Source organism: Oribacterium sp. P6A1 (assembly GCF_000702885.1).
Taxonomy (GTDB): domain Bacteria; phylum Bacillota; class Clostridia; order Lachnospirales; family Lachnospiraceae; genus Oribacterium.
In genome coordinates, this window is the sequence record NZ_JNKO01000007.1 from 25,046 (window position 1) to 38,561 (window position 13,516).

Here is a 13,516-nt window from a genome sequence, read left to right on the forward strand (position 1 = left end):
GGAGCTTATATTACATGAACATTAACATGATAATCTATGTGCTGGGATGGGTTCTGCAGCTTGAAGCGGCGCTGATGCTGCTGCCCATGGGATGCGCATTGATTTATAAAGAAATCTGGGCGTTTACAGCCCTGGGTATAGGCGCCATCATAGCTTTCCTCATCGGTACTCTGGGAACACTCATAAAGCCTAGGCGCACTGCATACTATGTACGTGAAGGTTTCGTTATCTGTGCCCTGAGCTGGGTGGTTATGTCCCTTATAGGAGCATTACCCTTCTATATCAGCGGCACCATACCTCACTATATTGATGCTGTGTTTGAGATCGTTTCGGGTTTCACCACCACAGGAGCCTCCATACTCGGAGAAGTTGAGCATCTGGGAAAGGGTCTTCTTTTCTGGCGTTCCTTCAGCCACTGGGTGGGAGGAATGGGCGTTCTGGTTCTGGTGCTCACCATACTTCCTCTGGGCGGCGGCTACAATATGATGATAATGAAAGCCGAATCTCCGGGACCTGATGTCAGCAAGATGGTACCGAGAGTTGCAGATACCGCAAAGGCACTGTATAAGATCTACTTCTGGCTTACAGTTGCCTGGGTAGTGATTTTCTTTTTTAGCGGAATGTCTTTATTCGATTCGCTGTGTATCGCCTTTGGTTCTGCAGGAACAGGAGGCTTTGCAGTCCGTAATTCCGGAATGGCGGATTACAGTATGTTCAGCCAGGTTCTGATCACTGTTGCCATGCTGATGTATGGTGTGAATTTCAATGTTTACTACCTGGTTCAGAAGCGTAAATTCAAGGATGCTCTAAACTGTGAGGAGGCAAGAGTCTATCTTGGTATAGTTTTTGCTTCAGCTGTATTTATCGCCCTCAACATCATGAAGATGTACGGAGGAGATATACTTTACACACTGCATCACAGTTTCTTTACCGTGGCATCCCTCATTACCACAACAGGTTTTTCAACTCTGGATTTTGACACCTGGCCCGAGGCCAGCAAAATGATACTTCTGTTCCTTATGTACTGCGGTGCCTGCGCAGGCTCCACAGGCGGCGGTATCAAAGTTTCCAGAGTCATCATTCTTTTCAAGGAAATAGGAAAGGAGCTCCTGGTTCTTATCCATCCGGAGGCTGTAAGACATATACGTCTGGAAGGCAAAAGAATAGAGCAGTCCGTTGTCACATCCGTAAACTGTTACCTCATCATGTATATTCTGATCTTCATCGTTTCGGTTTTCGGTATTTCCTTCGATAAGTTCGATTTTGTCACAAACTTTTCTGCAGTTGCGGCAACCTTCAACAACATCGGACCGGGCCTCGGAGCCGTGGGACCTGTTTGCAACTATGCGGAGTATTCCGACATCAGCAAGATCATTCTTACCATAGATATGCTTGCAGGACGTCTTGAAATACTTCCTGTAATGCTCATTTTCATGCCGAAGACATGGCATAAGAATAATTAAGTAAAATCTTATTTAGCCTATCAGCGATATTTAAATATTGCCGATAGGCTTTCTTGTTTATTCTAATTCTGAAGAATCTGTCTGTTTATTTTCCAATGGCAGATTTCTTGTTTTACGATTTAAAAATAAGTGAATCTTTATGTTACATACGGGTAAAATTGACTGGGTAATGCAATCAAGCAAAAATATAGAAGGAGAGAATCATGAAACCAAGGGATTATCTGGAGATCTTACATGTAGCAGAAAGACTGAAGGACACACCCCGTCACTGTACAACTACAAATAGACGGACTGAGAGTGTTGCTGAACACAGCTGGAGAATATCCCTTATGGCTTTTCTTCTTAAGCATGAGTTTCCGGATGTGGACATCAACAGAGTCGTAGATATGTGTCTGATTCATGACCTGGGGGAATGCTTTACAGGTGATATCCCCACTTTTATCAAGACAGACAAGGACAGAAACGTTGAAGATTCCCTGCTTTCGCAGTGGGTAAAGACTTTGCCTGAAGAAATTTCAAAGGAAATGTCAGAACTCTACAGGGAGATGGACGCATTGGAAACCAAAGAGGCAAAGATTTATAAGTCTCTTGATAAGCTCGAAGCCCTTATACAGCACAATGAATCCCCCATCGATACGTGGTCGGATAACGAATATGCTCTTAATAAAACCTATGCTTTCGATACAGTGGCTTTTTCGGACTGGCTCACAGAGCTCAGAAACGAGATACTGAAGGATACACTTGATAAGATAGAGGCAGAAGCCTGAATTCCACTTGAGGATTCATATATTTTAATTGCTCTATCCGATGCAAAAGGCATGCCAGTGAAGATACAAAAAAGTGGCCGGTTCCGGTCACTTTTTTTTCGTACAAATGTTTTATATGATTCTTGCAATGAACGGATGTTTGTGATAATATTTTTATATCAAACAAAAAGGAGTTTTATCATGGGTAGACACAAAAAGCAGCCGGATCCAAATCATATGACCCCTAAACAGCAGGCAGTATTCGATTATATCAAGCAGTGTGTTATCGAGCGAAATTATCCGCCTTCTGTACGGGATATTTGCGCTGCGGTAGGTCTTAAATCAACGTCAAGTGTCTTTACATATATAAATGATCTTGAAGTTATGGGTCTCATCAAAAAGGATCCCGCACATCCCAGAGCCCTTATGATAACCACATCCGAATTCCATGCGGAGGAACCCGAACGTGAAGTGGCACAGATACCTTTAGTGGGTACAGTTGCAGCTGGAATTCCTTTACTTGCAGAAGAGAACGTAACAGAGTATTTCCCTATACCTGTAGACATTCTGCCGAATCAAAAGGTTTTCATGCTTACAGTCAAGGGCGATTCTATGATCAACTGTGGCATTTTAAACGGAGACAAGGTCATTGTAGAACAGCAGAGTACCTGTCGCGACGGTGAGATAGTTGTGGCACTTGTAGAAGACAGTGCAACCGTAAAACGGTTTTACAAGGAAAACGGTCACATCCGACTCCAGCCTGAGAACGACAGCATGGATCCGATTATAGTTCCGGATTGCCAGATACTTGGCAAGGTCATCGGTCTTATCCGCATGGGAGTTAAGTGACCTTTGATGTGATATCACTATCAATTATGTAAGTATTTCCCGCTTCCAAAAGGAGGCGGGCTCTTTTTTTATATTTTGAACATAATGCACCTGGTTTTGGATTTGTCATACAATGTTAAAGTTATATTCAACACATTCATACATGTTTGTGCAAACTATTTTGTACATATTGTTGTATGTCTTTCTTTGGCGCGTTATAATTTTAATAGTTTTTAATAATCTTGTGTCATGAACACATAAAGGAGGGGAATTCATGAAAAAGAAAGTATTAGCTATGTTCCTTGCAGCCGGAATGGCAGCAAGCCTTGTTGCCTGCGGCGGTTCTTCATCTACCGGTAATGAGACAAAGGCAGAGGCAAAGACTGAGGAAAAAACCGAGTCAAAGGCAGAAGAGAAATCAGGAGACAGCGGTGATAAATCAAAGATCCGTGTATGCGTTGCCTATTCGGGAAATCTCGGAGACAAGTCCTACAATGATTCCTGCAATGAAGGTTCACAGAAGGCAGTTGCTGATTTTGGTATAGAGTTAAAGAACCTTGAAGGAACCACTCCTGATGAGTGGAAGGCAAATCTTCTTTCAGCATGTGAAGATGGATATGATCTTGTCATTTGTTCTTCTTCCAATTTCCAGGAGTATCTTCAGGAGTACGCTCCGGAGTATCCGGATGTAAAGTTCGCTATCATCGATACAACCGTTGATGCGGCCAATGTTCAGTCCATAAGCTTTGCTCAGAACCAGGGCTCCTTCCTCGCCGGAGCAGCTGCTGCCATGTTCACCGAGAAGACCGATATAGACGGAGTAAACGGTGATGCCATAATTGGATGGGTAGGCGGAATGGATATTCCGGTACTTCACGATTTCTATGTTGGATACGAGCAGGGCGCAAAGTATATAAATCCTGATATCCAGATCCTTCAGGCTTTTGCAGGAACCTGGAATGACCCGTTAAAGGGCAAGGAGCTTACACTTGCACAGTACGAGCAGGGCGCTGATATCGTTATGAACGTTGCATCAGGTACAGGTTCAGGTATCCTGGAAGCTGCTACAGATGCAGGAAAGTATGCAATCGGCGTTGACCTTAACCAGGATAATGATCAGCCGGGCCATGTTCTCACTTCTATGGTAAAGAGAGTAGATACAGCCTGCTATCTTACCATCAAGTCTGTTGTAGAGGGCACTTTCCAGGGCGGAAGCACATCATATCTTACAGTTGCTGACGGCGGTGTAAGCCTTACGGATTTTGCTGTTATCAAGGAAGCTCTCGGAGACAAGTTCCCTCAGGATATAGTGGACAAGGTTGCAGAGCTTGAAAAGAAGATAGTTTCCGGTGAGATCGTAGTTGAAAACTATGAAGGATTCGGACCTTCCGCAAAATAAATACTGACAGATACATTCCGGGAATGTTCCGGTTTAAAAGAGCTCTTCGACTGGAGTGTTGTGCAATTGCAAAACGCTGCGGAAAGAAGAGCTTTTTTATAGCAGGAAACACTATAAAGCACACTAAAGAAAGCGGGTGAAAAATTGGACAGCGAATACATCGTAAGCATGGAAGGCATAAAAAAGACTTTTGGAAGCGTTCAGGCTGTCAAGAATGGTGAATTTAATCTGAAAAAGGGAGAGATACATTCACTGATAGGAGAGAATGGTGCAGGCAAGTCCACCATGATGAAGCTTTTATATGGCATGTACCCCTTTGATGGAGGCACTGTAACCATAGAAGGAAAAAAATACGATCATATCTCTCCAAAGACAGCCATTGAAGCAGGAATCGGAATGGTACATCAGGAATTCATGCTGGTAAAAGAGCTGACTGTTCTTGAGAATATCATCCTGGGATTTGAACCTAAGAAAGGTCTTACAATAGATTTTGCCGCAGCAAGGAAAACCGTACAGAAGTACATAGACCAGTACAATATGGATATTCAGCTAGATAAAAAAATCGCCCAGATTTCAGTCGGTGAGGCCCAGAGAGTTGAGATCATCAAGATACTGACCAGAGGCGCCAACATTATCATTCTGGATGAGCCTACTGCGGTACTGACACCTCAGGAATCAAGACGTCTCTTTGAGATACTGAACAACCTGAGAGAAGACGGTAAGTCCATAGTCTTTATTTCCCATAAGCTGAATGAAATCATGGAAATAAGCGACAGGGTATCGGTTATGAGACAGGGAACCTATATGGGTACCGTGAACAAGGCGGATACCAATGAAAACGAACTTGCCCGCATGATGATAGGCCGTGATGTTTTCCTGAATATCGAGAAGAAGAAGTCTGACATAGGAGAAACTGTTCTTCAGGTGGAGGATCTATGGACTTCGGGAGAAAAGGAAATCAGTAAGATAAGAGGGCTGTCCTTTGATGTAAAGGCCGGAGAGATCGTTGGAGTTGCAGGTATAGACGGAAATGGCCAGAGTGAGCTGATAGAAGCCATAACAGGACTCCGAAAGGTGGAAAAGGGAAAGGTCATACTGGACGGGAAAGACATTACCAATCTGTCGGTTAAGAAGATAAGGGAAGCTGGACTCACCCATATTCCCGAGGACAGAAATACAAGGGGACTTAACCGTCAGTTCTCCATAGGAGATAATCTTATCGAGGTTACTCTTGATAAGGAACCTTTCTCCAAAAACGGATTTTTGAAAAAGGATGCGGTAAAAAAATTCGCTGAAGAGCTTATAGAGAAGTTTGATATAAGACCTGCAAGGGCAGAGCTTCCTACATCATATCTGTCAGGAGGAAATGCCCAGAAGGTGGTAGTTGCGAGGGAAGTTACTCTCGGAGGAAAGCTTCTTGTGGCATCACAGCCTACAAGAGGTGTTGATATCGGTGCCATCGAGTCCATCCGGAGCATTTTGCAGGATGTTAAGGAAAAGGGACTGGGAGTTTTGCTGGTATCTGCCGAACTTGAAGAGATCATGTCTCTTTCAGACAGAATTATCGTTATGCACAACGGAAAAATCACCGGACGTCTGAATGCAGAGGATGCTGATGAAGAGCAGCTTGGTATGCTGATGATGAGCGGTAAGGAAGAAGGAGGAGAGGCATGAATGAGAAGCAAAAGGCTGCATTAAATATCCTCTTATCCATGGCGCTGGCACTGGGAGCCGGTGCGGTAGTAGTTGCACTGCAGGGAGAAAGCCCTGTGGAAGCCTATACCGCTCTTGTAAGGGGAGCTTTTAACGGAAAGCTTAAATTAGGAACAACACTGGCAGGAGTAACACCTCTTTTGCTGACCTCCCTTGCCTTTATCGTTGCAGCAAAGGCAGGGGCCTTTCACTGCGGAATTGAGGGATGCGTGTTCCTGGGAGGCATAGTAGCCGCTTATATAGGAATCAACTGGACATTTCTTCCGGGGCCCCTTCAGATTGTTGCCTGCTTTTTGGGAGCTATGCTTGTAGCCTCCCTATGGTCCATGATTCCCGGAGTTCTGCGCATTTATTTCAACGTATCCGAGGTTTGCTGTACGATACTTATGAACTCTGTGGCACTCTACATCACCAACTACCTTGTTTCCGGAGTCATGAGTGCAGGTACATCCCTTCCTCAGTCTGCGGATGTAGCGGTAAGGCTCACACAGTTCATGAAGCCAAGCTCTGCGAATACAGGACTTTTCATAGCCATCATAGTTACTGTGTTTATCATGATTCTTGTATACAGGACTTCCTTCGGATTTAAGCTCAGACAGATAGGAACCAATCCTGCAAATGCCGAATATGCGGGAACAGATCCAAAGAAAATGTTCATATCCGCAATGATGCTGGCAGGCTCCATCGGTGGAATCGCAGGAGCAATCGAGGTGCTGGGTGTTCACGGATTCTTCCTGAACAACTTCGCAAGCGGTCTCGGAACAAACGGCATGCTGGCAGCGCTGATCTGCAAGAACAACATGTTCGTTGCTCCTCTTATTTCATTTTTCATCGCTGTTCTTAAATCAGGTGCCATGGGAATGCAGCAGGCAACCAGTGTTCCGAAATCCCTGGTTGATACCATCACAGCAGTATTTATCATTTTCGCCTGCATGAATCTCATCGGAGATATAAAGAAGAAACGCGATATTACAGAAGGGAGGAACTGAGTATGACGTTTTCAAAGATATTTAATGCATCGCTTATATATTCCACCTTCCGGACAGCGACACCGATTATTTATGCTGCTTTGTGTGCGGCCATCACCCAGCAGGCGGATATCCTTAACATAGGTACAGAAGGAATAATGCTTTTCGGTGCATTTATGGCTGTAGCGGTGAGCTATCTCACCGGAAGCTGGGCCCTGGGAGTTCTTGTGGCTATGCTTGGGGGACTTTGCATCGCCATGGTCATGGCTGTCAGTCATCTGAAATTCAGATCCGACATATGTGCCATAGGAATGGGCGTCAATATGTTCGCTGTAGCCATCACAAAATTCCTCCTTAACGCATGGCTTAAGCAGAGCGGTACCTTTGCGGATCCAAAGATCATAGCCATTCCCAAGGTGCATATAAAAGCATTTGAGAAGATGGGCTTCCTGAATGATACCTTTAACGACTGGACCATCACAGAGTGGTTCGTTATCCTTCTGGTCATCATTCTCTGGTTTGTATTCTATAAAACGGTATGGGGACTTCGTATAAGAGCCGTGGGACGCATGGCTCAGGCTGCCCAGACTGCAGGTATCAATGTTAATTCCATGAAATATCAGGCCATAGCCATTTCAGGGCTGGTAGGAGGACTTGCAGGAGCTCATCTGTCTCTCGGATATTCCGCAATGTTCGTTGAGAACATGACTAACGCAAGAGGTTTCATGGGGGTTGCTGCCATGTATTTCGGCGGTGCCCATCCTATATTTACAGCCCTTGGATGTCTGTTCTTCGGTTTCACTGATTCCATAGGAGCGAGACTTCAGGCTTACGGTGTTCCGAGTCAGCTGGTGCTTCTCATGCCTTATGTTGCGACTATTTTAGTCCTTGCCATCTCCATGGCTACAAAGAAGGCTATGGAAAACAAGAGAAAGAGCTCGCTGATCACCGCGGCATAAATGGAGGCTTAAGATGGAAAAACAGAAAGTATTTTTGGATTGTGATCCGGGACATGATGATGCCATAAATATCATGCTGGCCCATGCCTATCCGGAGCTTGAACTGATGGGAATATCGGTAGTGGCGGGGAATCAGACCATTGAGAAGACCACTGTAAATGCACTGAATGTGTGTCAGTATCTGGGAATCATGGATGTTCCTGTGGCAGCAGGCTGTGGAAATGCCATGGTAAAGCCAAGGGAGATATGTCCTGAGATTCACGGGAAAACCGGTCTTGACGGTCCCACCTTTGAGCCCCTCCGAAAGAAAGCAGACCCTCGCCACGGAGTTCAGCTTATGATAGATACTCTTATGGCGGCAGAGGATCATGAAATCATGGTGGTTCCCACAGGTCCCCTTACTAACGTGGCCATGGCCATAAGGATGGAGCCGAGGATCATTCCCAAGATAAAGCGTATAGTTCTTATGGGAGGTTCCTACCAGAACGGCAATGTCACTCCCGCGGCGGAATTCAACATCCACTGCGATCCCGAGGCCGCATATGTGGTATTTACTTCCGGGGTTCCCATTACCATGGTGGGACTGGATGTAACGAGAAAGGTACTTTGTTATCCTGAAATCGTTGACAGGATGGCAAAGATAGATAATAAGGCATCCCATCTTTTTGTGGATCTCATGAGATTCTTTAATAAAACCCAGAAGGAGGTTTTCGGCTGGGAGGGCGGTCCGACCCATGATCCCGTTACCTGCGCATCCATCATAGATCCTGAGCTTCTCAAGACAAAGCACTGTCATGTAAGCATTGACATCAAATCCGAGGAAAGCTACGGCAGAACCAATGCTGATATTTTCGAGTTTTTCCAGAGAGGAGAACCGAACTGTGATGTTGCGGTTGATATTAATGTAGAACGTTTCTGGGACATCATTGAACAGGGGATCAGGTACTATGGAGATAAGTGAAAAACTCAGGAAGATACTGGAAGAGAACAGAGAGGAATATCTTAAGCCTCTTATGGAGCTTATAGCCATCGATACCCAGGATCTGGGACACGGAATCGCCGGCGGCAGAGAGAAGGAGGGACAGGAGTATTTTTCCCGCCTCCTTCAGGATATCGGTGCTGATGAGATTCAGAGGGACCCTATGACAGAGGAAGCCATACAAAGGTGCCTAAAAGAGTATTCGGAGGGAAATCCCGGTCACAATTATGATGGCAGGTACAATGTCTATGGCACATTTAAGGGTGCGAATCCGGATAGGTCTCTGATGTTCAACGGACATATGGACACCATGCCTCCGGGAGAGCTGTCAAAGTGGAACACTCCGCCCCATGAACCTACAGTCATTGACGGAAAGCTTTACGGACTGGGCTCCACAGATATGAAGTCCGGGCTTCTCGGGGGGCTTATGGCAGTGAAGCTCCTTAAACAGGCCGGAATCGGGCTACCATGCGATGTGAAGATCACTTCTGTATGTGATGAAGAGGGCGGCGGAAACGGCTCCATGCAGGCCATCATGAGCGGCCAGAAGGCGGATGCTGTTGTTGTCTGCGAGTGCTCAAATCGTGAACTGATTGCAGCACATATGGGCTTTGTGTTCTTTAAGGTGGAGGTTGAGGGAAAGTCCAACCATTCAGGAGAAAAGTGGGCAGGAGTTTCAGCAATCGAAAAGACCCTGAAGATAATCAGGGCACTCGAAGAGCTGGAGCATGAATGGCTTTTACGGTATAAGCATCCTTTGCTTCCGGCACCTAATCTAAACATTGGCACCATACACGGAGGTACAGCAGGGTCTACTGTTGCGGGAGAATGTTATTTTGAGACCTGTATTCATTATCTTCCTGTGGTTATGAGCTATCAGAAGATTTATGACGCCTTTACCGGGACTGTGGAGGCGGTGGCAAAATCCGATCCGTGGCTTAGGGACCATATGCCGAAGATAACTATGTATCAGTGTGGGGGCGCCTTTGAGCAGGATACTTCGGACCCCTTTGTTTCGGCTTTTCAGGAGGCTTACTCAAAGGTCGAGGGACATAAGGCAAAGATCGTGGGTTCTCCGGGGGGATGCGATTCGAGACTCTGGAAGAACATAGCAGGAGCGAAGGTCCTTCAGTACGGGCCCGGTAAGCTTTCAGAGTGCCATTCCGTAAATGAATATGTGCCGGTGGAGGATTATTTCCAGGCGATACTGGTGTATGCGAATCTGATACTGACATACGGTAATTCTAATCGTGATTGAATGTAATATACACTTAGCTTTCCGGTACTATCGGTAAAAAAAGTATAGAAAATGGTAATTAAATAAATAGGTTGGATTCATCATGGCGGAGGATATCCGCCTTAAATTAAGGAGTCGGTTAAATCTGTATCTGTATGTCAGAAATAAACGACGAAAAACTTCGTTTATAGAGGAGCGTGAAAACTATGGCTAAAAAAGTAATGCTGGCAGGTGAATCATGGATGAGTTTCACTACACATGTGAAGGGATTCGATACATTTCATACATCAGTTTATGAAACAGGAAAAGAGTGGCTTGAAAAGGCCGTAAAGGCTGCGGGATATGAGTTCGTGTTTATTCCGAATCATGAGGCCATGGATGGATTCCCATTCACTTTGGAGGAGCTTAAAGAGTATTCCTGCATCATTTTATCTGATATAGGCGCAAATACCCTTCTTTTACCTACAGAGACCTTTAACAGAAGTGTCAAGAAGCCTAACCGATGCAATTTATTGCGTGACTATGTTCTTTCAGGAGGTTCCCTTCTGATGGTGGGAGGATACATGACCTTTTCCGGAATAGACGGAAAGGGAAAGTGGCATGATACAGCGGTTCAGGAGGTACTTCCTGTGGAAGTAAGCACACTGGACGACAGAATGGAGCACTGTGAGGGAGTAACGCCGGAGATTCTGAAAAAGGATCATCCTGTATTTAAGGGAGTCTCAGAAGCATGGCCTCAGGTTCTCGGCTACAATAAGACAGTGGCAAAGCCGGAAGCTGAAGTCCTTGCAACAGTCTGCGGAGATCCGTTTATTGCATTCGGCAAATACGGAAAGGGAAAATCCGGAGTCTTCACAACAGACTGCGCACCACACTGGGCACCGCCGGAGTTTTGTAACTGGGAGTCATACAATCAGTTGTTTGCAAACATCATAGCTTATCTTGAAGTATAAAGGTGAAGGCTTTGAAATATGAATGGGATGAAGCGGATAAGCTTCTTACAGATCTTTTAAATATAAAAAGTGTAAACGGAAGAGATGATGAGGGGCAGGTAGCACTGTTCCTCAAATCTTATTTTGAAGAATTCGGTATAGCTTCCGAGATTCAGAAGATAGATGAAAAGCACAGTAATTTCGTGGCACATATCCCGGGGAAGGATCATTCGAGACATATCCTTTTGAACGGACATATGGACACAGTGCCTTACGGAGACCTTGAAAAGTGGAAAACGGATCCCGGAGTCGCAGTTTTGGATTCCGAAGGGAGGGTTTTTGCAAGGGGCGCCAGTGATATGAAGAGCGGACTTGCCATGCTGGCATACGCCATAACCCATGTTGCGGAAAAGGGAACTCCTTCCTTTGACATCACCTTTGCCGCCACCTGTGATGAGGAAAAAGGGGGACTTGGTGCCAATGTTTTTTCGGGAAGTAAGTTCCTCCCGAAGGTGACTGAGATTCTCATAGGAGAGCCTACCTACCTTAATCTTGGAATCGCCCAAAAGGGATGCTTATGGCTTGAGCTATCCTTTGAAGGAATCACAGGACATGGAGCATATCCTGAAAAGGGATTAAATGCCATTGAGGAAGGAATGAAAGTTGCGGGACTTTTGAAGGAGGCCGTTCAAGCTGCATCGAACCCGGTTCTTGGTCACTCCACTGCCCAGGTTACGGAAATAGAGGGGGGAGTGGCTCCCAATATGACTCCTGACAGATGTCGGATACTCATGGATATAAGGATGGTTCCCGGGCAGACAAAGGAAATGGTTTTGAAGTGCCTTTCAGAAATACTTGAGGACAGGGATAAAACAGATCCGAGGCTGAAGTGTCATGCTGCGGTAAAAAATGAGAGAGTCTCAGTAGAAATCGGCAGAGAAGCAAGACTTACCGGGGATCTGAAGCATATACTGGAAAGTCATGGAGAAGCACCTGAGTATATGGGAATCAATTATTTCACGGACGGGTCCGCCATTCTGAAGGCACTGCCCGAAGCGGGAGTCCTTCTTTTTGGCCCGGGTGACCCTGAGCTTTGCCATCAGGCCAATGAATGCGTGGAGCTTGAGAAGTATCATAAATCCATAGCTGTGATGATGGATTTTTTAAAGGGGAAATATGGAAACTAAAGTATTGAATTTCGGGTCTTTGAACCTGGATTATGTCTATTCTGTTGATCATTTTGTACAGGAAGGAGAGACTCTTTCATCTCTGGAAAGAAATACATTTTGCGGCGGCAAGGGGCTTAACCAATCAGTGGCGCTTGCAAAGGCCGGATGCAGTGTATTTCATGCGGGAGCTGTGGGAAAGGATGACAGCAGCATCCTTCTTCAGATGCTGGACAGTGCCGGTGTAAACAGGGAGTTTCTTAAATTCAAGGATGGACCCACAGGACATGCCATCATACAGAAGAATCCAGCAGGCAACAACTGTATACTTTTGTTTGGAGGCGCAAATCAGGAAATACTGAGAACAGATATAGACGAAACCTTCAGTCATTTTGATAAGGGTGATTTTCTTGTTCTTCAGAATGAGATAAATGAACTGTCATACATCATAGAAAAGGGGCACGAAAAAGGGATGAAGATCGTGTTAAATCCTTCTCCCATGAATGAAAAGATAGAGGCATTACCCCTTAGTCTTATAGACTGTTTCATGCTGAATGAGGTGGAGGCAGCAGCTATCACCGGAGTGGATGCAAAGGATTCCGAGGGGCTTATCTCAGCATTAAGAGAGAAATTCCCAAAGGCTCATGTGGTTCTGACTCTTGGTGAAAGAGGCTCTGTATATGCATTTCAGGATAATGTTATAAAACAGGGAATTTTCAAGGTTCCGGTGGTTGATACAACTGCGGCAGGAGATACCTTCACTGGTTTCTTTATCGGATCACTGATTCGCGGAGAATCTCCCGAAAAAGCCCTTGAAATAGCAGCAAAAGCATCGGCCATAGCCGTTTCCAGACCCGGAGCAGCCCCGTCCATTCCTGAGCTTTCGGAAGTTTGCGTATAAAACCGCCGGTTCATCTGAAACCAAGCTTGCAGCAGGCCTCATCCAGCAGAACCGTATATCTGGATTTTGAGTTATATAATTCAGCAAGGAAGAATCCCTCAGGAGTATAAATCTCCCGGGGGATTTTTGTCTGTTTTGAAAACAGTAATAGTGTCTTGAAATTATATATACAGGCGGAAGAAGATCCTTAATTTAGTGTAGTGGTGTAAAAAATAAATCCAAATA

The 13,516-nt window shown here is 45.3% G+C and carries 12 protein-coding genes; all 12 read left to right on the plus strand.

Going from position 1 to position 13,516, the window contains the following annotated elements; genetic code table 11:
* The first annotated feature begins 14 nt into the window (after window positions 1-14).
* The 12 genes from T515_RS06600 (at window position 15) to T515_RS06655 (ending at window position 13,291) form a co-directional block, all read left to right on the plus strand.
* Window positions 15-1,463: a TrkH family potassium uptake protein gene (locus T515_RS06600; protein ID WP_036609064.1), complete on the plus strand. Its 1,449-nt coding sequence runs from the start codon at window positions 15-17 to the stop codon at window positions 1,461-1,463.
* Between the two features lie 203 nt (window positions 1,464-1,666).
* Window positions 1,667-2,230 carry an HD domain-containing protein gene (locus T515_RS06605; protein ID WP_036609066.1) on the plus strand — a complete coding sequence of 188 codons (564 nt, stop codon included), beginning with the start codon at window positions 1,667-1,669 and terminating at the stop codon, window positions 2,228-2,230.
* A 180-nt stretch (window positions 2,231-2,410) separates the two neighbouring features.
* Window positions 2,411-3,058 carry a transcriptional repressor LexA gene (gene lexA, locus T515_RS06610; protein WP_081832703.1) on the plus strand — a complete coding sequence of 216 codons (648 nt, stop codon included), beginning with the start codon at window positions 2,411-2,413 and terminating at the stop codon, window positions 3,056-3,058.
* Between the two features lie 253 nt (window positions 3,059-3,311).
* Window positions 3,312-4,436, plus strand: a complete 1,125-nt coding sequence (locus tag T515_RS06615; protein WP_036609068.1) for a BMP family lipoprotein — start codon at window positions 3,312-3,314, stop codon at window positions 4,434-4,436.
* A gap of 168 nt (window positions 4,437-4,604) precedes the next feature.
* A complete protein-coding gene (locus T515_RS06620) occupies window positions 4,605-6,110 on the plus strand; it encodes an ABC transporter ATP-binding protein (protein WP_081832718.1) in 1,506 nt (501 codons plus the stop codon).
* A complete protein-coding gene (locus T515_RS06625; RefSeq protein WP_036609072.1) occupies window positions 6,107-7,138 on the plus strand; it encodes an ABC transporter permease in 1,032 nt (343 codons plus the stop codon). The genes T515_RS06620 and T515_RS06625 overlap by 4 nt, the downstream gene beginning before the upstream one ends.
* A 2-nt stretch (window positions 7,139-7,140) precedes the next feature.
* Window positions 7,141-8,076 (plus strand): ABC transporter permease, encoded by a 936-nt coding sequence (locus T515_RS06630; RefSeq protein WP_036609074.1) that lies wholly within the window; start codon window positions 7,141-7,143, stop codon window positions 8,074-8,076.
* Between the two features lie 13 nt (window positions 8,077-8,089).
* Window positions 8,090-9,037 carry a nucleoside hydrolase gene (locus T515_RS06635; RefSeq protein ID WP_036609076.1) on the plus strand — a complete coding sequence of 316 codons (948 nt, stop codon included), beginning with the start codon at window positions 8,090-8,092 and terminating at the stop codon, window positions 9,035-9,037.
* Complete coding sequence (locus tag T515_RS06640) at window positions 9,024-10,313, plus strand: ArgE/DapE family deacylase (RefSeq protein ID WP_036609078.1); 1,290 nt, start codon at window positions 9,024-9,026, stop codon at window positions 10,311-10,313. The genes T515_RS06635 and T515_RS06640 overlap by 14 nt, the downstream gene beginning before the upstream one ends.
* Before the next feature lie 185 nt (window positions 10,314-10,498).
* On the plus strand, window positions 10,499-11,245 hold the full coding sequence (locus T515_RS06645) for a glutamine amidotransferase (RefSeq protein WP_036609080.1): 747 nt from the start codon (window positions 10,499-10,501) through the stop codon (window positions 11,243-11,245).
* Between the two features lie 11 nt (window positions 11,246-11,256).
* Window positions 11,257-12,411: a M20 family metallopeptidase gene (locus tag T515_RS06650; RefSeq protein WP_197026402.1), complete on the plus strand. Its 1,155-nt coding sequence runs from the start codon at window positions 11,257-11,259 to the stop codon at window positions 12,409-12,411.
* Entirely contained in the window at window positions 12,401-13,291 is an 891-nt protein-coding gene (locus T515_RS06655; protein WP_036609084.1) for a ribokinase, read from the plus strand. Before T515_RS06650 ends, T515_RS06655 begins: the two co-directional genes overlap by 11 nt.
* The last annotated feature ends 225 nt before the right edge of the window (window positions 13,292-13,516 follow it).

Bases quoted from the DNA above. Each gene is read 5' to 3' on its own strand.
- T515_RS06600 (WP_036609064.1), top strand. From the start codon at position 15: ATGAACATTAACATGATAATCTATGTGCTGGGATGGGTTCTGCAGCTT.
- T515_RS06605 (WP_036609066.1), top strand. From the start codon at position 1,667: ATGAAACCAAGGGATTATCTGGAGATCTTACATGTAGCAGAAAGACTG.
- lexA (WP_081832703.1), top strand. From the start codon at position 2,411: ATGGGTAGACACAAAAAGCAGCCGGATCCAAATCATATGACCCCTAAA.
- T515_RS06615 (WP_036609068.1), top strand. From the start codon at position 3,312: ATGAAAAAGAAAGTATTAGCTATGTTCCTTGCAGCCGGAATGGCAGCA.
- T515_RS06620 (WP_081832718.1), top strand. From the start codon at position 4,605: ATGGAAGGCATAAAAAAGACTTTTGGAAGCGTTCAGGCTGTCAAGAAT.
- T515_RS06625 (WP_036609072.1), top strand. From the start codon at position 6,107: ATGAATGAGAAGCAAAAGGCTGCATTAAATATCCTCTTATCCATGGCG.
- T515_RS06630 (WP_036609074.1), top strand. From the start codon at position 7,141: ATGACGTTTTCAAAGATATTTAATGCATCGCTTATATATTCCACCTTC.
- T515_RS06635 (WP_036609076.1), top strand. From the start codon at position 8,090: ATGGAAAAACAGAAAGTATTTTTGGATTGTGATCCGGGACATGATGAT.
- T515_RS06640 (WP_036609078.1), top strand. From the start codon at position 9,024: ATGGAGATAAGTGAAAAACTCAGGAAGATACTGGAAGAGAACAGAGAG.
- T515_RS06645 (WP_036609080.1), top strand. From the start codon at position 10,499: ATGGCTAAAAAAGTAATGCTGGCAGGTGAATCATGGATGAGTTTCACT.
- T515_RS06655 (WP_036609084.1), top strand. From the start codon at position 12,401: ATGGAAACTAAAGTATTGAATTTCGGGTCTTTGAACCTGGATTATGTC.